Below are 22,011 nucleotides of genomic sequence, written 5' to 3'. Positions count from 1 at the left end.
AAGTGGGAATACGTCAGTGGCCGCTCAGACAGACGTCAGAAATACCCCTGAACGCTGCACTAGCGGAGTCAGGGATACGTTCAGAGCCAAGAATTTTGCTAATACAGGCGAATAACTTATCGGAGCAATCTTTGTTCTCTAAAGCAATGTCTCTGCCTTCAGACGGCAAAATATCCTCAGCTTTTAGGACTGAGATTACAGCGTTGCGGCGCGCCAATGTCTTCGCGCTGAATGCTCAGTTGTGTTCGCTTCAGCGAAGCGTCATCAGGAAACACCTTTAGCGCCTGCTCCACGATTTTAGCGGCTTGCATTACACATCCCTGCACCGCCAGCACGTGCGCAAAATTATTCATGTAAGCGGCTTGATACTGCCCTGTGTGAAACCCTTTATCAAACCAGTAAATTGCCTGCTCTGGTTGCGCTTCTAAATAGTGATTGGCTAACAGAAAGTACGCCAGCCATTGATCCGGCCACTGCCTTGTAGCTGATTCAAGAAACGCCAGTGCCGCATCCGTTCTGCCCACGTTAAGCATGTCATATGCCGCGCTGGTGTAAGTAAACGCATCCAGCGCCGGGCTGGTAGTCTCTGGTGGCAAGGGTGCCATGTACCAGTAATTTCCCCGCGCCCAGGTTTTCTCGAACAGTTCAAAAGACATGGTATGGTCGGGGGTAACGCCGGTGTGCAGCGTAACGGTGCCAGCCGGCAAATCGTAACCAATTACCACGGCATAATGCCATTGCGGCAGTAACTGAATAGACAGGTTCTGAAACACAATCACCGGAATATTGTCATCCACCAGCCTGAAAAGCTGGGCTAATGTGCCGCGCTCGGCATAGGGCAAAAAGCCATACTGGCGGGTCGCGCTTACCATTTCCAGTTGCAGGCTACCCTCACGCTCGGGAATAAAGATCTTTGGCGCAATCTCTTCAGCGCTGACGGGATTACCATAAAACGTGAACACTTCAGATAACGTGGTAGGCCCGCAGTAGTATTGCTGTTGTGCGTAAAAAGGCACGTTATCAATGTAGCTGGCCTCGGAAAGCCCAGTGGGGTGCGCGGCACGTAGTTGTTCAGACTGAGGGGTCGCTGTACATCCGGCTAACAACAAAAAGCCTGCAAGAAAGCAGGCCTTTATCACCAACGATGGCATCATATTAGCTGTTTACAGGTCGGATAAACGGATATACATCAGTAACGCCGATAAGATCCAGAATGGCAATGATTGCCAGTACCGTAAGGACGGCACCTACAACACCACCGGCTGGCGCCTCATTAATATGGTCGTTTAACTGTGCAAGCTCGTTTGGCGTCATCGCGTTAATTCTGTCAATGGCATCATTACGGTCTACGCCAAGACTCACCAGTTTATTCTGGACATCTTCACGATTCACCATTTCAATTAGTTGCTGCTTATTGAATGATGCCGTCTGTGCCTGCATTACACTGTCAGAGCTAATTGCTTCCGCGTGAACGTTTCCGGCAACAAACAACAGGGCGGTGAGTGTACCTAACATCAGTTTAGTGAAGTATTTCATTATTTTTCCTCTTTCTACTAATTTAGTAGTACGTTGTTTCTACTAACAATACAGATGAAAATTAACAAAAGTTCATAATTGTTACTGCCCCCCCAAAATACTTACCGACGGGGGCCGGCCCAGAATGCAGACAGATACATTGGTTTTCTCGATTTCGACATCAGGTTACAGGCCTACCGACGGAGTGATGAGCCATGTGATGACACTGAAAGGTGTCCGTTCGCATTCTGTAAACACAAGAACCCGTTCATTGCCCTTACCGGGGCAATCCAATACACTTCCCGGATGAACTACCCTATCCCCGCCAGGCAACAGGAAACGTTGCTGGAAATCAAGAAAAGTAAATTTCACGCCCGGGCCGGGTTTGTCGACTCCCGTGAAGCAGCTATGACGCTGCTGGAAGCGGCGCGGTCCCGCTACCCCGATGCGCGTCATCACTGCTGGGCCTATGTGCTTGGCAACCCGGCAATGCCCTCCAGCGCCGCAATGTCTGATGACGGTGAGCCCAGCGGCACTGCCGGTAAACCTATATTGAACGTGCTCCAACACAAGGACGTCGGAGACGTGATGATTGTCGTAAGCCGTTATTTCGGCGGTATAAAGCTTGGCGCAGGCGGCCTGGTGCGCGCTTATTCCGGCGCGGCGCAACAAGTGATGGAATCGCTGGAAATAAAAACCCAGATAGCGCTTACCACTGTGAGCATCGATGCCGACTTCAAGCACGAGCAGTATCTGCGCCATTGGGCTGAGCAGCAAAACGGAAAAGTCTTAGGCTGCGATTACGCGCAGCACGTCACCATTACCCTTGCACTTCCGAACGCCGCGCTGGCAGAGCTTGATGCCCTGTCCGGTAGTCTGGGGTTACACATTCACGACATCTGAAAGCGACAGCCACTCAAGCTAACGTACAGCGTTTCTCAACTATCACCGTTAGCTTTGGCACTGTAGCTGTAACTGTGCAATGCTCTCGCACCATCTCCGTCGCTTTTCTGAATGGCCTTTAGGGAAGAGACGAACACCCCTTGGGTCGCTCAGGTATATAGCCGAATGGCCATAGGGTTATTCGCCTTTGTTCTCTGACAATAAGGTGCTGCATCACGTCACTGTCCGCTCCCGTCGCCGATGGTGTTATGCTTAGAAAGTAGCGGACTTGGTATTCGCCACGTTGAGTGTGAAAAGAAAACTATTTTTCTAACCACGGCGTAAATGACATATTACCAACCCTAATACACAATATTATCCGGCTTAACGGGCGTGATTACCGTGCTTGCAAGTCTCGGTGGCGCGTATTTAACAGTGTTATCAGTCATGGAGTTGACGCTAATGCGTATTGTTTTTCCTATCATCTTAATGGTTGTCCTTGCCGGTTGCGCAGAGCCTCAAGAGCGAACTGCACTGCTGCGCTCGGTGATTGCTACCGACGTGACATTCTCAGACGGAAACGAGGCCAGAGTATTATCCGGCGTAGCACAATCAGCCGAAACCAGTCAGCTCAGCTTTGAAGTGGCGGGGATCGTCGAAGACGTCAATGTGAATCTGGGCGATGCTATCGAAAAAGGCGACGTACTGGCCACGATTGAGGCCAGAGTATTTGAGCTTGCTGTGAAACAGCGCCAGGGCCAGCTATCGGAAGTACAGGCCCGGCTGAACGAAGCTCAGACTGATTTTCGCCGCAAACAGCAGTTAATCGACTCGGGTGCGGTGTCACAGGCCGAACTGGATGTGGCCACAACGCAGTTAAAGTCACTGGAGGATCAGGTGGAAGTTGCCCGTGCGCAGCTTGATCTGGCGAAAGAGGATGTTGCCGATACCCGCCTTGTGGCACCGTATGCCGGCACCATTGCAGAGCGCCATATTGAACCCTCTCAGCGCATTACGCCTGCGCAGCCTGCATTCACGATACAAGGTACCGCAGGCATTGAAGTTGCCGTGCTGATGCCGGAAAACCTGGTCAGTAATGTTGCTGTGGGTGATGCAGTGTCAGTAACGGTTTCTGCGATTGAGAAAGCGACACTTGAAGGCAGGATCTTTGAAGTCGCCAGCCGGGCGCAAAGTGCCAATGCGTTTCCGGTGACAGTAAGATTGAATGACACACCCGATAAGCTGCAACCGGGCATGAGCGCCGAAGTCACGTTTCGCTATCAAAATGGCAATAACACCACCGCCTTCGTGGTTCCCCTGTCAGCGGTGGCATCGGCAGATAATAATCAGCATTTTGTCTGGCAACTGACAAGTACCGACAACAGCGATGAATTTGTGGTTAGTGCGGTGTCGGTGAACTTATTGTCTATGGATAAAGACACCGCCCGGGTAGAGGGCAAGCTTACCGACGGTATGCGAATTGTGCGCTCTGGCGTAGGATTTTTAAAAGAAAATCAACGCGTCCATATTGCCAACGGCCATCCTCGCTTGTTTAACGAGTAGGCGGTGCTATGAAGTCTCTTTCCCAACTGAGTCTGGAACAAAACCGCCTGATGCTGGCGGTAGTGATCGTCATGATGCTGTACGGGCTGTTCAGTTACTTTACCCTGCCCGCACAGGAAGATCCGTCTATCACGATCCGGGAGTCGGTCATCACCACTACGTACCCTGGGTTGCCTGCTGATAAAGTTGAATTGCTAGTCACCAAAACGTTAGAAGAAGCTGCCAGAAAGCTACCTGAAATCGATGAAATTCGTTCTGTCTCCATGACCGGAAAGTCGATTATTCACGTCAAAATCCAGGACAAGTATTTCGAGCTGGAACAAATCTGGGACGATTTACGGGATGAGCTTGAGCAGGTTCAGGGGGATTTACCAGAGGGCACCTCGCCGCCGCTGGTGAACGATAACTTTGGCGATGTGGCTGTCCTGACGGTAGCGCTATTGGCGGAAGATAGTTATACCGCAGGTGAACGCTACGATTTTGCGCAGCACATCCGTGACTCGCTGTTTAAGGTTGAAGGGGTAAAGCGCATCGATTTGCTTGGCGTTCTGCCTGAGCAAATTGCCATTGAAATAAACAATACCAAACTTTCTCAGCTAAACATGTCTCCTAATCAGTTAGTGACCATGTTACAGCAGCAGAATATTATTCAGCCGGGCGGCACCGTGGATGCCAACGGCATGAATATCACGATCCAGCCCTCAGGCTATTTTCAAACCGTAGCCGATGTTGAAAACGCGTTAATCGCAGTCCCCGGGCAACAGGAAACTGTACTACTCAAAGACATCGCCAGTGTTACCCGCGAACCGGTCGATCCGCCCTCGCGTACGGCCTTTTATCAGGGCCAGCCGGCCATCATTTTTGCCATTGCTAAGAGCGACCACGTGGACGTGCTGAAATTCTCCCCGCAAATGGAGGCTGAGCTTGCGCAACTTGACGCCATGCTCCCTGCCGGGCTGTCGCTGGAAACCATTACGCGTCAGGCCGACGTGGTAGAAAAAGCGGTAGACGGCGTCAGTCTCAATGTGCTGGAAACACTGGCCATCGTATGTACGGTGGTGATCCTGTTTCTGGGGTTCAGAGCTGGCTTTATCGTGGGCGCTATCGTACCAGGCGTGATTTTGCTGACTATCGCCATAATGTCGTTTACCGGCATGGTGCTTGAGCGCATGTCACTGGCAACGCTCATCATTTCGCTGGGCGTACTGGTGGACAATGGCATCGTCGTGGCAGAGGACTTCAAGCGACGGCTGGAAGATGGTGAATCGCGTGAGCAGGCCCTCGCTGACAGTAGCCGCTCATTATCTTTTCCGTTATTAACCTCTTCTCTCACCACCATTCTGGTATTTCTGCCGCTGATGCTGGCTAACAGCGCCGCTGGCGAATATACCCGATCGATATCGCTGATCATCCTGATTTCTCTGCTGGTATCCTGGCTGCTGTCGCAAACCATTACGCCGTATTTGTGCTATCACTTTGTTCCCGCCCCCGGTGAGCAAAAGAAGTCACGTTTTACCGTGAGTCATTATTTTGAGCGACTGAACCCGTTTTATGAGTCGTTTTTGCGACGCATTCTTAACTTACGAGTCCTGTTCGTGGGCCTGATGATCGGACTGTTTATGCTTGGCGGTTACGGGCTCTCAACGGTACCGGCAAAATTTTTCCCGGATTCAGACCGCGCCCAGGTGTTGGTCTATCTTGACTTGCCTACCGGCAGTTCTATCAGAGAAACCAACCGCACCTTACAGGCCGTATTTGAACGTCTGGATGACAAACAGCGCTTTCCGCATATTGATAAACATGTTGGCTATGGCGGCTTTGGTGGCCCGCGTTTCGTGCTTTCCCTGACCCCCATTGATCCCGAGCCCTCAAAGGGTTTCATTATGATTGATGTAGGGCAAAGGAAGCATGTTCAGCCCACCATCGACACGCTGCGCAGTATGTTCGCTCAGGAGTTTCCGAACGCCTTTGCCCGCGTAACGAAAATGTTTCTGGGGCCATCTGATTCCAGCAAAATTGAAGTTCAGGTAAAAGGGCCGGATAAAGACTTGCTGTTTACCACCTCTAAAGCGCTTGAGCGGCTTCTTGAAGGCTTGCCCGGCACCTATGATATTCGCAATAACTGGGAAAACCGGGTTACCCAGATAAAGCTGGATATCGACCAGCAAAAAGCCCGCAGAGCAGGCATAAGCTCGGCGGATATTGCCCAAACACTGAATACTTATTTCTCAGGGCGCGTCATTACCGAATACCTGGAAGGCGACGACATTCTGCCTGTTATCATTCAGGCGAAAGAGGAAGAGCGGTTTAATCTGGATCGCGTGAAAAGTGTGAATGTGTATTCCCAGTCGCGCGACGTGAGCGTGCCACTGACGCAGGTAGCAGAGATTAGATACGAAACCGGTTTTGCCCGCATTGCCCGCGAAAACCTGTTCCGAACCATTACCGTTGAAGCCAAAAACTTCACCTATAACGCCGAAGAAATGGTGCCAATGCTTCAAGAGGATGTCGCAGCACTAAGCGACACCTTACCTTACGGCTACACCATTGAGTACGATGGCGTTATTGAAGAGTCCAAAAAGTCGCAGTCCTCACTGAACACTTACATTCCATTGTGTCTGGGAGTTATTGTACTGCTGCTGATTGCCCAGTTCCGTTCCTATCGCCGGACACTGATAATTCTGCTCACCATTCCGCTTATTATCATCGGTGCTGCGGCAGGGCTTATTGTGATGCAGGGTAACTTTGGCTTTATGGTGATCCTGGGGCTTTACGCACTGGCCGGGATCATCGTTAACAACGGCATTGTGCTGATTGAGCGAATTGATGCCGAGCGCAATGAGCTTGAAGAAGATGGTGATCACGCCGAGGCGATTGTGACAGCCAGTGTCAGGCGACTACGCCCGATCCTGATGTCTGCTGCTACCACAATCCTGGGGCTGGTACCGCTTATTCTATCCGGTGATGTGCTGTTCTACGCGATGGCCAGTGCAATCGCATTTGGCCTGGCTGTGGGTACGATTTTAAGTCTGGGCGTTGTCCCGGTGCTGTATTCGTTGTTTTTCAGGTTGCAGCCTCAAACCAAATCATAGCCATGTGCCCGCAGATCGATGCCATACAGTTGAGAGCCTGAATACGTCAGAGATAGGCGGCAAAAAAGCGCGTGACGCGAAGCGGGATGAAAGATGGCAAGGCGAGCAACTGGCCGCCTGAGCCGGGGCATCGACCTGTCATTCACTGTTGGTAGCGACAGCTGCATCTAGGCAGTTACCTGCCGTTTTCTGTTGGTAGCGATGTCTACATCTACGGGCACAGCCCTCGCTGTGGCTTTTGCTCATGGCGTTTGATACAGCTTTTGTTCATGTGCATTGATATTGCACAGCACATGTCTCTTACTGCGGCGCAGCGCCCTGACCGTCTCTGACGGCTCAGGTTGCGGCTAGGGCTGTTGGCTGAGGATCCAGTCAGCCATCAATGCCAGCGTAGTTTCATCAAAGGTTTCGGTAATACGCGCATATTCATCAGGTAATCCCGATTCAGCATGCTGAAACAAGTGATTTAGGTCAGGCAGCGTCTTTACTGTCAGTAACTCACTATTGCTTTTCCCATATAAGGCCTTAATGCCCTTAGCATTGGGCGTAGCTGCTACCTGACTGTCTTTTTCTCCGTATACTGCCAGCACCGGCATGGATAATGTTGGAAACACCGCAGCGGGGTCGTAGCGCAGAAACGAACTGCCCCAGGGCCCGGACATAAACTGGGCGTTCATGCGTGCACTTTGCTCTGGCAACCCCTGCGCGATAAGAAACGCAAAGATTTCATCTTCGGAATGGTCTTTTTCAGCCAGCTCCAGCGCTTTGGCCATCACACTGTACGCAGCATCCGGGTCCGGTGCGCCATAAGCTTCTGCAAAAGAACGCTGCTGTGTCAGCCACACTTCGCGTCCCGACACACCGGGCGCGGCGAGCAATACCATCCAGGCCACATCATCCTGTTCCATCGCGAACAGCGGACCAGTCATGCCCCCTTCGCTGTGCCCGATTAATCCAATCTGGTCGGCCTCGATGTCGCTTCTGTTGCTAAGATACTGATACAGCGATGCGACATCCGTTGCAAAATCCTGCAGTGTTGCGCCTTCAAAAGTACCACCTGATCCGGCAACACCGCGGTCGTCCGCACGCAATACCGCAATTCCCTGCCGGGTAAGGTAATCGGCAATCACTTTAAATGGCTTGTGTCCGGCCAGGGTTTCGTCTCTGTCCTGTGGCCCTGAACCGGTGATCAGAATGGCAGCAGGAAACGGGCCGTTCTGATCAGGCAATGTGAGCGTACCCGCTAAAGAGAAATCTTCAGAAATATGCGTCACTTCAATCTCTTCAACGCGGTAGGGATAAGGCGATTCGGGCTCCTGCGGGCGAGCCATGGCGTCTTTATTAGCTTTAGCCTGAGTGGAAGTTTGCCGCATCAACGTTAGCGGAAACGTGCGCCCCATTTGACTAAACGTGCCCTCTATTTTCTCAGGCGACACCGTGCCCTCGTATTTAGCCCCTATGGCCTGAATATCCAGCATGAGAGTAGATGCCTCGTACGTCACCAGCTTTACCGGAATATTCGTCGCACCCTGACTTGGGCTGTCGAGGGTTGCCTGATAAGTATCACCGGTTTTACTAAGATGAAGGACCAGCGGTAACACCATGTCCTCCTGTACTTTTAACTGCCCCTGCCAGACACCGCTGATATCCTTGTTTGCGTGACTCAAAAAGCTGCACATACAGAGCGTGAGAGCTATCCATAAACGAGCCATGTTTCCTCCGTGATAATTATGATGGGGTAATAGGATTAAAACGCCATCTACATAGCATTAGGATCACAGCCTGCCGGACATGGCTCGCTTTTTTCACCGCCTGGCTGAATCTCACTTTTCGTCCGATCGCGGACGTGATTTAGCCATAGTGGTGCTGAGGAGAAACCTGTCACACCGGCAATATTGTTGTCTATTCTGCCTGATGTCAGACGGTGTGCGTTTTATCAGCTTGAAGAACCGCGCAACTCAAGCGGTTTCAGCGATAGCTACAGGAATAAAAAAACCGCGTGGCAACGAATGCTGCACGCGGTTTCAGAGTTGATGTGGAAACCCGTCCGGTATCAGCAACTGCCAGGTACCGGAAAGGTGTAGCACAAAACGCCTAGGGGTTTACAAACCCTTCGTTCGCTTTAATCGTTAACGGGTGATAACCCGGTTTTGCTTCTTCAAACGCTTTTGCTGCAAAGGCTTTGCCTTCCGGCGTTTTTGATAATTCGCGATATAGCGGTTTTACCAGTTTGTTGCGTCCAATACTTACCAGATACTCATACAGTCTGTCGTAGGCAGGCTTGTACTCATTCTGCACGGCCATCAGCAACCAGCTGTGCGCAATTTCATTATTTTTACTTTGCGTCAGTGAGAACGCACTGTCGAGTTCCTCAAGCTGTTCGTCGCTAAGCTCTGTCGGCAGATTATTCAGAAAGTATAACCACTCGTGTACGGTCCAGTCCTGTGTCGCAATGTCGACAGCGGCCTTTTCTCCATTCAGCCATGCAGTGCGTTGCTCATCAATGGTCGTGAATGCGTCGGATGTTGGCACCGGGGCTCCCTCAGGCAGGCCTGGCTCGAAAATCCACGCCAGCACGCGCTCCCGGTCCAGCTCATCCGGATACTTTTTCAGTAGTGTCTCATCCAGATAAGCGATGAACTCATCCGTGGTAATGCTCTGAAAAGCAAAGTGATCAAAGTACTGCACTAAAAATGCATCGAAGTTTGCACGACCAATTTTCTGCTCGATTTCGCGAAGAAACAGTGCGCCCTTTTCGTAAGGAATATCAGAGAACACGTCATCCGGATCCCGGCCTCGTAAATCGATAGCCAGAATTTCGTCGTTGTCGGGTAGTGCGTCGATGTCTTCCTGCAGATCCTGATAGCCAAGTACTGCTTCCATGCGATAGCGGTCATGGCCGTAAATCATTTCCATGATGCGGTATGTCAGGTAAGTCGTAAATCCTTCATTCAGCCAGAGGTCTCGCCATGTGGCGTTCGTCACCGTATTGCCTGACCAGCTGTGAGCCAGCTCATGCGCAATCAGAGAAACCAGGCTTTTGTCGCCCGCAATTACCGTAGGCGTAATAAACGAAAGACGTGGATTTTCCATGCCACCGAACGGAAACGATGGGGGCAGGATAAGCAAATCGTAACGATCCCAACTGTACGGTCCGTACGTGTCTTCTGTGGCCTCAAGCATGCTTTCGGTATCTTCAAATTCAGCGGCAGCGGCATCCAGCATTGAAGGTTCGGCATACACACCGGTACGCTTACCCATCGCCTTGAATTCAAGATCGCCGATGGCAAGCGCAATCAGGTATGAGGGTACCGGTTGTGGCATTGTGAACTCATACACGCCATCGCGGGGCGTATCCGGATCGTTGGCTGCGCTCATTACAGCCAGCAAATCGTCGGGCGTGCGAATCGTGGCATCGTACGTTACCCGAACCTGCGGCGAATCCTGAAGTGGAATAAAGCTGCGCGCATGTATCGCCTGAGCCTGTGTGAACAAAAACGGGTGTTGCTTACCGGCCGTTTGAGCGGGGGTTAACCACTGCACGCCCGATGCCTCTGGTGAGGTTGCATAGTTGACGGTGACGGCAGTTGCAGTGTCAGGCAACGTGATCGACAGGGCAGAACCCAGCGCAGGATCGGTGTCCCCCATGGTGTATTCCACTGGCTCGCCATTAACCGTAACACTATCGATATCCAGTTCACGAGTATCCAGAACCAGCGTGTTAGCACTTTCCTTCTGGCGCTCTACTGTCAGTGTTGCGCTGCCTGTTAACTGCTTACTGTCAAAGTCCGCCGTTAAATCCAGGTCGATATGTTTTACCGTGATTTCATCCGGATTGGCGAAAGAGTGATAGTCTTTGCCTGCTTCTATCGCTGACGTGTCGCTGGCAACCTGAGCTTTGTCCTCGCTGTTCTCAGCCGCGACATTGTTCTCTTTCACTGGTTCCGAGCAGGCGAATAACAGCGGCATCGCCAGTGATATCCAAAGTATGTTTTTCATCGTTTTCCTTTTTCACACACATAAGCATTGTGGGGTTCACGAGTTATCTGCTGACTTCTGCACCGTGCATAACCAGTGCATATCGATTCAGCAGGCTTTCTCGCTTTCTGACCAAAGCAGCATAGCAAAAAAACGCGACTAATGATCCCGGTACGTCCCGACTTTCCGCTGTTTGTCTTCTTCCTTCAGATACAAACCTGCTCATACGGAGGCACTGACTGCTTTGAATACCTGCTGTTTAGAGACTTCGACAATTATCGACAACGGATAATCGTGCATGAGGTTGTCTGCCCATTCAGTCTGACCTTAATTCGTCATACACTGTGATGATTACTCCGGCTGAAACAATACCGCTGAAAGCACTATGAAAGAAATATTTGTGCGCTTTTTGATACTGGGGCTCACCGCGTTTGGTGGCCCAACCGCTCACATTGGCTTTTTTCGACACGCGTTTGTCGAAAAATACCGTTGGCTGAACGATGCGCAGTTCGCGCAGTTGTTGTCACTAAGTCAGTTCGTGCCAGGCCCCGCCAGCAGTCAGCTGGGTTTTATGCTGGGATATCAGCGGGGAGGCATTGCTGGCGCGTTGGCGGCATTTATCGGATTTACCCTGCCGTCTTCGTTGCTAATGTTTGGCTTTGCGATGGGCCTCACGTTAATGTCGGATAGCGCAAGTGCCGTTATCCATGGTTTGAAACTCACCGCCTGCATTATTGTGGCAGATGCTGTTCTCACCATGTTCAGAAACCTCTGTCCCGATATTCCCAGACGTAGTATTGCTTTAGCAGCGCTGATAGCGGTGCTGTTATTCAATGCCATCTGGCTGTACATGGCTATCATCACGCTGGCTGCATTGGCTGGTTGGTGGCTATGTTCACAAACAGCAACAACAAATAATGTCGCGCTAAGGGCTCCGGGTCCGGTGGCGGGTGTCTGCCTGCTGAGCGTGTTTTTGCTGTTATTTCTCAGCCTGCCGTTTGTGACAGGGACCCAGCCAGGCCCGCTGTCAGTTTTCTACGCATTTTATCAGCCTGGCGCGCTGGTATTTGGTGGCGGGCACGTGGTCTTACCCATGCTGCAAAGCACTGTCGTGGATAACGGCTGGATTAGCGCTGATGCCTTTTTTGCAGGTTATGGCCTGGTTCAGGGTGTGCCCGGCCCCTTGTTTACGTTATCTACCTATCTGGGCGCTCTGATCCCCACATCCGTCTCTCCGGCGCTAATGGCGCTGCTGGCCACGGCAGGATTGTTCCTGCCCGGATTTTTGCTGGTAATGGGGGGCCTGCCCTTCTGGTCACGGCTTGTTGCCAGAGCAGGCGCCGCCAACGCGCTGGCAGGAGCCAATGCTTCCGTTGTGGGGATCCTCGCGGCAGTGTGGATAAATTCTTTGGTACTTACCACAGTAGCGGGATTCATCGACATAATTATCGTTGTACTTGGTCTGCTGGCATTACGAAAGGCATCAGTGCCTGTATGGCTGCTGATTGCGGTTGTCACCGGCCTGGGATTTTTGGCTTATCAGGTACCTGTCTGACTTAATATCGCTGTCAGCTTTCCAGCTTTCTTGGGCGCTTCATAAAGACGGCGGCGTCATTCGTTGTTTACCATTGCTTACCGGACATAGGGTGATGCCAATGACGCTATAGACTTTGCGTCGGTTTAATCGACTAATCAGATTATAACCATAGAAAAGTCCGTCTTTGTACTTAGTCCTGCCTCTTCCATACTTAATTTCAATTCAGGTGGCGTATCAAACGGCGAAAATTATGAAAAAGTCTTTACTGGCAACGTGTAGCCTCATCGCGGTGGCGTTCACTGTGAGTTTTTTGCTTACTTCTGATGTGTCGCTCAGTCTCTGTGTGACTGCGGTTACCTTGTGTTTTCAGCTGTCTCTTTTCTGGATCCTGTCACAGTCAGACACTGCCCAGATACCAAAAGGTTAATTATCAGCGTTACCGCTATCTGGAAGAAAAAAGACTTGTTACGGAAATACTGTAGCAACAGTGTGATAAAAAAGCGGCTCCTTGCAGAGCCGTTTTTTATATTTGATAAGCCATCGCGTTTGCCCGGTTAATACGGCAGGAAATTAAACGCATATTCCAGCTGAGTCTGCGAGACATTTTGTGCACCGAAATTAATCATCGCGACTCTGGCAAGCAGCTTATTTTCAAGATCAGGGTTGTTTAACTCGCTGTTGACAATACTGATGTCAGACACTGAGCCGTCCGGCTCGATCGTCAGCTTCATGGTCACTTTCCCTTGCAGTGCAGGATCCTCCCGTAAAGCCCGACGATACAGGGAGTACACTGCGCCTTTATTGGCATCAAGCATCTTTCGGATTGAGGCCAGGTCGCGATTACCAATCACTTCAGATTCTTCTTCAATGCGTTTTGCCGCTAACGAGGCCGCACCTTCTTCCGGGGCTGCGAACTCTGTCGTACGACGGCCCGCCAACTCTCCTCGCGCGCCAATATTCTGGCTGACTTCTGCGTTCTGTACACCGCCACTGGTTTGCGTGACCTGATCGGCGGCAATGCGCTTTCTCTCTGTCTTCTCTGCCTGTCCTGCGCCCTCGATCATCTGCGTGTCGGCCAGATTATCCAGATTCGCGCTCTCACGCATACTTAACAGATCATCCTGAAACGCCAGTAATCCGGACTTCTTCGCATTTTCTCTGGCTTCTGCCACCTTTTCTTCCTGCGTGGGTTCCGGTTTTGGCTCGGGCTTCGGCTCGACTTTTTTAACCGGTTCCGGTTTTGGCTCAGGTTTCTTTTCCGGTACCGGCGTTTCCACCGGCGGTGGTGGTGTTTCCTCCACCACAGGCTCTGGCTCGGGCTTCACTTCCGGTGGCGGAGGCAATTCAACCGTTTCGATGATCCTCGCCAGTTGCGGAGGCAGCTTCTCTTCCTCTTCGCGGGGAACTGGCGGCACCTCGGTAAGTTGCACAATAATCGCCAATAGTATCGTCAGTGCCAGCACACCGGCCGAAATCCGGGTAAAACGCTTATTTTCCTGATCCGACGACGACCAGGGTAGCTGAGAGTTCATCACAACGGCACTCATGAATCCCCCTGCGCAGTTGGAATTTGCTCTACGGCAAGGGCAACATCGGTATAGCCTTCACTGGCGCAGGTAGCCATAATTTTCTTAAGCAATGCGTATGGCACTGTCTCATCACCCATAATGGTAATCGGCAGGCCTTCGCCTTCCTGCGCAGCGGCTATGTCAGAAAGCTGCCGACGCTTTTTACGGTAACTCAGTTCGCTTGCCAGTGCGTCAATAGTATCTTCACCCTGTTGCATGACGTCACTGACATCCGCAATTTTCTGCCCCTGTAATATCAGGCTCTGGTTATTAACCAGCAGCAATAACGTCTCTTTCGCTGGCGTTTCGGAGGTCGCTTCCGGTAGCGTTACCGACTTATGGTTATCCAGCACCTGGACATCGGACGCATTAAGCATGAGGAAAAAGACCAGAATGGTAAATATATCCATCAGTGACACCAGACTCAGCTTCGCCTGTTGCGACTGACGCTTATGATGGCGTTCCATTCTTTTGGCGCGCATAGACTGCTTCATTCGGCACCTCCGGCACGCACATCATCACCCTGCTGCGATGCGCTGAGGATAGCGTTCAAATCAGACAAGTCCGCATTCACCTCAGCAAAGCCGACTTCAGGAAACAATTCCGCATCCACCACCGATGCCGCGACCACATCTTTATAAGAGCGCGTTGTTTCCAGCAGGGTCACTATCTGTTGGTAAGGTACGGTGTCATTGATAAGCAGGGTTATGTCTTTTTTCTCCGCCCCTTTAGCCAGCAGCGTTTGCTTGAGCTGACGAAGAATAAGCTGCAATCCTTCCCAGTCCTGCACCACCGCGCCATCTTCCTGCGTTTTCACAGGCAGTGTTTTGATCAAATACCCTTCTGGAAAAAAGACTGCGATCCCTTCTTCTCCAACCAACACTTCCAGGTTTTCCTGCTGAATCACCTCTGCCGCACTCTCGCCCTGTAAACCAGGCAGACTCAGTTCAATCACGGTAATACGGGAAAAGACCATCATCATCAACAACACCGGCACCAGTACGATCATCAGGTTCATGAACGACGTGATATCCAGTTCCGCATCGGCCTTCGGGCGTTTAACTCGCCTTTTAAGCATCATGGGATTTACTCGTCAGACGCGCGGGTATTAGCAGACAAGGTTTTTCTGGCCATCAACAAATTAATGCACTTCACGCCCGCCATTTCCATGCTATCGACGATCTCTGTGGTTTTAGTTTGCAGCATGGCATGGAACGCCAGCAGCGGGATCGCGGAGATAAGACCAAAGGCGGTAGTATTCATGGCCACCGAAATACTTTGCGAAAGCAGACTCGCTTTTTCTGCAGGATCCGCATTGGCCACCGCCGAGAAAGCGGCAATCAGACCGATGATGGTTCCTAACAGACCCAACAGCGTGGCGATGTTCGCCAGTGTCCCCAGATAAGGAGTACGCTTCTCAAGGCGTGGAATGGTCTCCATCAGCCCCTCTTCCATGGCATATTCCACATCTTCACGTCGCGGACTTAACTGCAAACGTGCAATACCGGCACCAATTACCCGTGTTACCGGCGCACTATCGCGCTCGCTTAACCGCACGATAGAGTCATATTGTTTTGCGCTGAGCATAGGCTCGATTTCTGCAAACGCTTTTTTATTGGTTCTTTTGGCATTGGCCAGAAACACATAACGCTCGATAGCAATAGCAATACCTAATGCCAGTACCAGCGAAATGGGAAACATAAATGGGCCACCTTCCTGGAAGAAGCGAACCACTACATTGAAGAAATCCATACCTAACTCTCACTTAATTTTCAGTATTGCGTTGTTGTACCGCAATTTACCGTTGTTTTCGTTATCGCCTGACTAACATATCAGGCTGGGTTTATACGTATTGCTGTGACCTTATCAGCCGTTTATGACAGATGAAAAGCCACCCATCAGATTATTGATTATTACTTGCTTGTTTTGCGTCATTACCCTGCATCACCTGTTCAATCGACAGCTGTCGGGTAAAGCTGTCACGGTGAATCGGCCGCGGTGATATCAGGCTGGGTTGCCAGTCCAGTGCCCCTTCAATGGGACGATATTTTGGCAGTTGCCAGGGCACAATACTCAGAACCCGCGGTTGCTCCTTATTCCCACGAATGGTGTCTTCCAGACGCAAAGGTTCATTGCTGTCCGTGCGAGGATCCGACTGCGCGATAGCGCTGAGCGGCACCAGCGCAGTGAGTGCAAAAATTGTCAGAACGGTTTTCATCAGCGACCTCCTGCCTGCGATATCTGGCGTGACAAATCAGCAATCCAGGCGTTAACTTCACGGCCTTCAGGTGTACTGGCGAAGTCCTCCTGTTTTGCCAGCTGGATATCCCGGTAGCGTTCGTAGTCGGCTTTCGCCTTCACTTTGTCGCCCAGATATAAATCGTAGAGGATCCCTCGGTTCCGGTACGCTGGCGCGAAGCCTGCCCAGCCATCCAGCGCGCGGTTGTAATGCATCAGTGCCTCGTCAAACAGGCCTTTTTCTCTAAGCAGGGTAGCAATGCGATTATGCGCAAAATACGTGTACGGGTTAGCATTTACCGCCTGACGATAAAAGTCCTGCGCCTTCTCCGCCTCCCCGGTTTGCATGGCATAATCGCCCTGCAGAACATACATAGCCGCAGTGCGTTGTGGGTGTGCCATGAGTCTTGCCAACAACCCCGCGGCGTCAACGCGCTCCCCGCTATGCACCGCATCCTGCGCCTTTACCAGCAATGCTTTGGTCTCATCTGCCAGCGGTTTCTTAGCCTGCTGGTATAAATTTACCTCGGCAAGCAGCGCCTGTCCGTTTGCCACGTTCGGATCTATCGCTGTTGACGCCGATTCCGTTACTACGTCTTCAGGTTCAGGAGTCGGCGTGGGGGCACTATCGGGGCGGCTGGCGCAGGCTGTCATTCCCAGGCAAAGACCCGCCAGCAGCGCGTGCTTAAAAATCGGCTTCATTAAGCACCTCGGTGATCTCTTCTTTGCGATAACGAACCGGCAATAGCGCTGCCAGCTTCGCCATGCTGGCCTTGATCCACTCATCATAAACGCCATCAGGGATCCGTGCCGCATTAAGCTCATAAACATCAATCGCCTTCTCTTCAAACGGGAACGCCTGTTCTTCAAGCAGAATGTCGTATTGTGTCGCCTCCAGTGCTGACAACCCATCCGGACGTTCGGAGTCCATCAAATCTTTTGCCAGTGTCAGGTACAGCTCACCCAGCCGGTGATTAGCCTCGGTGACGTAATCTCTGACACCGTAGCTAATAACCTTATTAAACGACGCCAGCGCGTTATCCAGCGCTTCGCGCTTATCCACCAGCGATGCACGCAATGGCGCAGTGAGTTTTATGCGTTCAAACACGGTTTCAGCATCGGTGGCAAACACCATCGCACTCATTGCCGCCAGTGTCCGCGACCGGCCTGTTGCCTTTTCACCTGCTGCATCCTGCGCGTCCATCAGCTTTTTCAGCCAGTAGCGGCGTTTGGCTTCGTCGCTTCTCGCCAGATAAAACTCGCTCATTTTATAGCGCGCTTCCGTTGCCTGAGAGAAAGGCTCGGGGAACGCATGCGCGTAGTCCCGATAGGCGGCTAAGGCCTCATCGTTCATACTGGCCTGTTCAAAATATTCTGCCGCCTGCCATAACGCCTCGCGACCCGCCTCTGTAGCAGGAGACTGCTCATAGACTGCAATCAGGTGTGCGGCGGCGCGATCCCACTGACCGGTTTGCTCATAAACAAACAGCAGCTTATCGGGGATCGTTTCCTGTAAAGGATTGGCGGGGAACCGATTTTTAAAGTCCAGAAGCCAGCGCTGCGCCTCGTCATACCGCTGCGCAGTCAATAAGTGACTTATCACATCGTACTGGGCGTTAATTCTGGCATCACTGTCAGGCAGCGACGCAATCAGGGTTTCCAGAAACGTGATGGCTTCGGGCAGATTGTTTTGCGCAACGGCGTTGTCCGCCTGACGATACAGGATAGTGGCATAAGCACGTTTCAGCTCATCGACCCTGGGATCTGAGACAGGTAAGCGGGTCAGTAATTGCTCGACTACCGGCTGCGCATCGGCATATTGCTCCATTCCATAAAGGCTGTACGCTTTTACCACTATCGCGGCGTTTTCGTCCTCGCGGGTAAAGTTAACGCCTGCCGGAGGCTGATAGGCCAGTAACCAGTCGCTCCACTGTGCGGCCTGCACATACTGCTGATTGTCAAAGTAGTATTGCATGAGCGTCTGTGCCACAGGCAGAACACGCGGATCGCCGGTAAATGTATCGACAAATCGTGCTCTGCTGGCGTTCTGCGCGTCAGTATCGCCGCTTCCTGCCAGTGCCATTTCATTGTGCGCGAGCAAAGCCGAATATGCCGCTTCCGCTGACTTTTCATGGCTCAGGTTGGCATACGCAAAGGTTTCGTAGGCGTCGACAGATTCCGCGTATTGCTGCGCCTCGAAAAGACTTTCAGCCAGAAAAAACTGCATATCCGGCGTGCTCTCATCGTCAGGAAACAGACTGATAAACTCGCGGTAGTACCGGGCGGCTTTGGCGTAGGCGTTGTCTTTTTGTACATCGGTCAGTGCCTGCACCATTTTCGCCTGACGCTCATTAAGGCTCGCATCGGGTTCGGTTTTCGCCAGCGTCTGCGCGATGCTGTGCTCAGACTGAGACAGAGTGGTTAAGTATTCCCTGAGATAAGGCGAGGACTTTTCTCTGTAAATTTCAGACCATTCATCCCAGACACCGTAAGTGCGGCCGAACGTATTCACAAACCCGGCTTTCGCCTCCAGCGCCAGTGACGGGAACTCGCCCAACAGGTATGCATCCACATGTTTGACATAAAATGCCACAGACAGCGGATGTGATACATGGCGATATGCAAACGCCAGATACACATCCGCTGCGTCCTGATAGCGGTCATTATTCAGATGTTGCTGTGCCAGTTCGTCGTACACCAGATAACTGTGTGGCGCAGGCTCACGGTCAGCATAAAATTCTGCAATCGCTTTACCATCACCACGATAGGAAAACAGAATAGCCATGACGCGCAGTGCGTCAGATACCAGCTTTTGTTCGCCTTTTGGCAGCATGGCAACTTCAGGCGGCGTACCATTAAACGCAAAAACCGCTTCAGGAAGCGCAGAGAAGCTGGCATCCACCATAATATCAAACGCGTCCAGCGCGTTGCCAAACTGCTCAAGTTTATAGTGCGACCATCCTTTCATGTACGCCGACATGATAAAGAAGTTACCTGTAGCGTCTGCCTCCATACTGTTACGATACGCGTTGGCCGCCTCGCGGTAACGCGCATCGCTATAATGAGCCTCACCCAGACGGAACCACGCCTCAGACGCATGAATAGAGTCAGGTTGCACTTTCAACAACTGCGTTAATACCCGCACGCTGTTCGCAGTCTGCCCCTGCAAATCGTACGCCCGCGACAATTGATACAGTATTTCTTCCTGCGTTTTTTCATCCGGGTACGTGGCCAGCAACGCCTCGTAGGTATCAATCGCGCGCTGCCAGGCTTTGCTGTTATCGCTGCTTTTTGGATCCTGCGTGCCGGCTGCCTGGTGCTTTTCTGCCAGCAGCATCTCGACATCTCCCAGCCTCAGCTGAATGTGCTGAGCCAGTTCAGGATCGTTAAGTTTTTCCAGGATCACGCCGTAGCCGTCGCGAAGTTCGGTAAGCGGCGCAATAGGCGCTTCACTGGGGGTCACCGATACCGGTTTGATATTCAGAGAATTCAGCAAAGGCGTATCGGTTTGCGTGGCAACAACCTGCGTTTCTTCCTGCGGGGCTGTAGCACAACCGGACAGCATCAGCGCCGTAAGTACACTGGCGCTAAGCAATGATGCGTTAGGGAACCGGGGTATCATGGCTGCCCTCCCTGCGAGTCGGGCTGCCAGCGGTCACGCAACTGTAATAAGGCTAAACGTGTGGTCGTTTGCTGATCTAACAAGTAGGCGCGGCGTGTTTCCAACGCGTCTTCCGTTCGCGCAATCAACGTTTTGGTTACCACATTAATCAATCGATTTATTTCCTGTTTACGCATCGCTACCTGCTGCGTTGCTCGCTCCACGCGGGTCTCCTGCGCATCAAAAATCATCGGGTTCTCAACCAGCTCATTTAATGCGTTAAGTCTGACTTCAGCTTCATCACGTAACGCCTGAAGTGACGCAAGCTGATTTTTATATTGCCACGCCAGCGGCACAAACTGATCATCAATTTGCCACTGAATAATGCCTTTTACGCGCGCCAGACGCGCTTGGTATTCAGGTTTGAGGTCCTGATTTGCAAGTAGTCTTTGAAGCCGGGCTTCAGCTTCGTTGATTCGCGCCAGTGTCGCCTGCTGTTCGGGCTTTGCGAATGTAGAGATAGCATCAAAATACGCACTGTCAGAGGCAGGCGCGTTTGCACTCTCCATTGCCCGGTTTACGCGCTGCTCAAGTGCATCCGCTTGCTGACTGATGGCCTGTAGCGTCTCATCATGTGAGGCGGTATCAATGGCTCGCACACGCCGCGCGTGTTCAATTCGTCTTTCGGTTATCAATGTTGCAAACTGGCCAACGGTTTTCTCTTTTGCGGCAAGCACGCGCTGCATGTCTGACAACATTCGCAGGTGTTGCAGTAGCGAATAACTCGACTGCTGTTCATCGGTCGTCACAATACGTTTTAAAATATCGCGATGAACCTGTGGCCAGGCAGCGTAGGCTTCAGGAACTGACTGCACATCAACTGACTCCGATAGCGCACTGCCAATAGCAGCCCAGTAGGCGCTGTCTGAGATTTGCGATTTCAACGTGTCCAGCTCGGCCACGGCCTTGGTTAATTCAGCATCCAGCGTTTCAAAATGTGCCAGGGCATCCTGGTAGCCTTTATGCCTGGCATATCCCAAACCTAAGGCATGTCTTGCCTGAAGCGTATACAGATTTTCGGGTTGTTCAGTAAGAAACTGCCATATTCCCATGGCCATTGGCCAGTCATCGCCCTGCGCCAATGCCCAGCCGTAACCGAGCAGCGCCTCGTCCCGCGCCAGCGTCTGCCCCGTAATCTGACCAAATGCATCGGTCGCCGGTGCCAGTTTACCTTCAGCCAGCAGGGTTTGACCGCGAGCCAGCAGAATTTGATTTAGCAGTGCCTGAAACTCGTTTTCATCCACCTGCTCTGGCGTAGGATCAGAGTTTACGCCAAGCCAGCTTAGCCAGCTTTCTTTCGGTGCCGCTACAGGTGACAGGTTGGAGACTAACCCCTGTTGTGCTCTGGCGAACAGCTGCTCTGCCTCACGGAAATTGTCCGCAGCGAAAGCCTGCACACCGCGGTTATAAAGTAAATAATAGGTTTCGATATCGGTGTTGGTGAGCTTATCGAAAAATGCACTTTCCTTGCCCGCCAGTATATCAATATTGGCTGCCATGTAGTGAAGCTGATCCCACTGCGCTTCGGTCAGATACGCGGTATCGCCCCGCGCATCGGATGCGGCATAGTCGGCAATGTCCTGATAGTGAACTTTGGCTTTACCTTCGTAAGCTTGGGAAAAATACAGCCGGCTTAACCAGTATCGCGCCCGGATCCGGGTCTTGAGGTCGCTTTGCGGATCATTCAGCACGCTCTGCAATGCCTGCTGCGCATCGCCTGGCATCCCCCACCCCAGCGATACGCCGCCATGAATGAGGTTAAGCTGACGCCGGTCTTCAGGCTCCAGTACCCGTTGTTGAGATACCGCTATCTGTGTCAGGGCGTTGAAGGGATCTGATTCATACAACGCATAAACCGCCTCGCCAAGGTGGATGCGTGACATGGGATCAGTATTGTCGGCAGGCTCCTGGGCACTGGCATTGCAAGTTGCTAAAAACAGTGCGATGCACCAGCGAAGGTGAGTGGGTTTCATCATT

General features: G+C 51.8%; 17 protein-coding genes. 5 read left to right on the top strand and 12 right to left on the bottom strand.

Translation table 11 applies throughout. From position 1 onward, the window contains the following. Nucleotides 1–176 precede the first annotated feature (176 nt). Together JKP77_RS05965 and JKP77_RS05960 are read right to left on the bottom strand one after the other, a co-directional pair. Nucleotides 177–1,154, bottom strand: a complete 978-nt coding sequence (locus JKP77_RS05965) for a PA2778 family cysteine peptidase (RefSeq protein ID WP_246601093.1) — start codon at nt 1,152–1,154, stop codon at nt 177–179. Between the two features lies 1 nt (nt 1,155). Then, the gene (locus tag JKP77_RS05960) at nt 1,156–1,536 is read right to left on the bottom strand and encodes a PA2779 family protein (protein WP_218310294.1); all 381 of its coding nucleotides are present in this window, start codon (nt 1,534–1,536) and stop codon (nt 1,156–1,158) included. Nucleotides 1,537–1,821: 285 nt separating this feature from the next. Here JKP77_RS05960 and JKP77_RS05955 point away from each other — a divergent pair, with 285 nt between their 5' ends. From JKP77_RS05955 to JKP77_RS05945, 3 genes are all read left to right on the top strand, one after another. Beyond that, nucleotides 1,822–2,418, top strand: coding sequence for an IMPACT family protein (locus JKP77_RS05955; RefSeq protein WP_218310293.1), 597 nt, complete (start codon nt 1,822–1,824; stop codon nt 2,416–2,418). A gap of 441 nt (nt 2,419–2,859) precedes the next feature. Continuing rightward, a complete protein-coding gene (locus JKP77_RS05950) occupies nt 2,860–3,960 on the top strand; it encodes an efflux RND transporter periplasmic adaptor subunit (RefSeq protein ID WP_218310292.1) in 1,101 nt (366 codons plus the stop codon). A gap of 8 nt (nt 3,961–3,968) precedes the next feature. Next, nucleotides 3,969–7,052, top strand: a complete 3,084-nt coding sequence (locus JKP77_RS05945; RefSeq protein WP_218310291.1) for an efflux RND transporter permease subunit — start codon at nt 3,969–3,971, stop codon at nt 7,050–7,052. Between the two features lie 347 nt (nt 7,053–7,399). On the opposite strand, the gene JKP77_RS05940 is transcribed toward JKP77_RS05945, so the two are convergent. Next, nucleotides 7,400–8,764 carry an alpha/beta hydrolase family protein gene (locus JKP77_RS05940; RefSeq protein ID WP_218310290.1) on the bottom strand — a complete coding sequence of 455 codons (1,365 nt, stop codon included), beginning with the start codon at nt 8,762–8,764 and terminating at the stop codon, nt 7,400–7,402. Between the two features lie 382 nt (nt 8,765–9,146). Next, nucleotides 9,147–11,051 carry a M1 family metallopeptidase gene (locus tag JKP77_RS05935; RefSeq protein WP_218310289.1) on the bottom strand — a complete coding sequence of 635 codons (1,905 nt, stop codon included), beginning with the start codon at nt 11,049–11,051 and terminating at the stop codon, nt 9,147–9,149. Nucleotides 11,052–11,415: 364 nt separating this feature from the next. On the opposite strand from JKP77_RS05935, the gene chrA reads away from it, so the two are divergent. Together chrA and JKP77_RS05925 are read left to right on the top strand one after the other, a co-directional pair. Further along, a complete protein-coding gene (gene chrA / locus JKP77_RS05930) occupies nt 11,416–12,585 on the top strand; it encodes a chromate efflux transporter (RefSeq protein ID WP_218310288.1) in 1,170 nt (389 codons plus the stop codon). 232 nt (nt 12,586–12,817) lie between these two features. Further along, the gene (locus tag JKP77_RS05925; RefSeq protein WP_218310287.1) at nt 12,818–12,994 is read left to right on the top strand and encodes a hypothetical protein; all 177 of its coding nucleotides are present in this window, start codon (nt 12,818–12,820) and stop codon (nt 12,992–12,994) included. A 127-nt stretch (nt 12,995–13,121) separates the two neighbouring features. Here the strand turns inward: JKP77_RS05925 and JKP77_RS05920 are convergent, their stop codons facing one another. The 8 genes from JKP77_RS05920 to JKP77_RS05885 form a co-directional block, all read right to left on the bottom strand. Beyond that, the gene (locus JKP77_RS05920; protein WP_218310286.1) at nt 13,122–14,114 is read right to left on the bottom strand and encodes an AgmX/PglI C-terminal domain-containing protein; all 993 of its coding nucleotides are present in this window, start codon (nt 14,112–14,114) and stop codon (nt 13,122–13,124) included. Further along, nucleotides 14,111–14,629: an ExbD/TolR family protein gene (locus JKP77_RS05915; protein ID WP_218310285.1), complete on the bottom strand. Its 519-nt coding sequence runs from the start codon at nt 14,627–14,629 to the stop codon at nt 14,111–14,113. The genes JKP77_RS05920 and JKP77_RS05915 overlap by 4 nt, the downstream gene beginning before the upstream one ends. Further along, nucleotides 14,626–15,216, bottom strand: a complete 591-nt coding sequence (locus JKP77_RS05910) for an ExbD/TolR family protein (RefSeq protein WP_246601092.1) — start codon at nt 15,214–15,216, stop codon at nt 14,626–14,628. The genes JKP77_RS05915 and JKP77_RS05910 overlap by 4 nt, the downstream gene beginning before the upstream one ends. A gap of 5 nt (nt 15,217–15,221) precedes the next feature. Then, nucleotides 15,222–15,887 carry a MotA/TolQ/ExbB proton channel family protein gene (locus JKP77_RS05905; protein WP_218310284.1) on the bottom strand — a complete coding sequence of 222 codons (666 nt, stop codon included), beginning with the start codon at nt 15,885–15,887 and terminating at the stop codon, nt 15,222–15,224. 151 nt (nt 15,888–16,038) lie between these two features. Further along, nucleotides 16,039–16,353 (bottom strand): hypothetical protein, encoded by a 315-nt coding sequence (locus tag JKP77_RS05900; protein ID WP_218310283.1) that lies wholly within the window; start codon nt 16,351–16,353, stop codon nt 16,039–16,041. Next, nucleotides 16,353–17,075 (bottom strand): tetratricopeptide repeat protein, encoded by a 723-nt coding sequence (locus JKP77_RS05895; protein WP_218310282.1) that lies wholly within the window; start codon nt 17,073–17,075, stop codon nt 16,353–16,355. Before JKP77_RS05895 ends, JKP77_RS05900 begins: the two co-directional genes overlap by 1 nt. Beyond that, nucleotides 17,059–19,995, bottom strand: coding sequence for a tetratricopeptide repeat protein (locus JKP77_RS05890; protein ID WP_218310281.1), 2,937 nt, complete (start codon nt 19,993–19,995; stop codon nt 17,059–17,061). Before JKP77_RS05890 ends, JKP77_RS05895 begins: the two co-directional genes overlap by 17 nt. Next, nucleotides 19,992–22,010: a hypothetical protein gene (locus JKP77_RS05885; protein ID WP_218310280.1), complete on the bottom strand. Its 2,019-nt coding sequence runs from the start codon at nt 22,008–22,010 to the stop codon at nt 19,992–19,994. Before JKP77_RS05885 ends, JKP77_RS05890 begins: the two co-directional genes overlap by 4 nt. Nucleotide 22,011: the final 1 nt, after the last annotated feature.

This window comes from Alteromonas antoniana (assembly GCF_019249295.1).
Classification (GTDB): domain Bacteria; phylum Pseudomonadota; class Gammaproteobacteria; order Enterobacterales; family Alteromonadaceae; genus Alteromonas; species Alteromonas antoniana.
The sequence above is the reverse complement of the archived record's forward strand: the minus strand, read 5'-3'. Positions and strand labels throughout refer to the sequence as shown.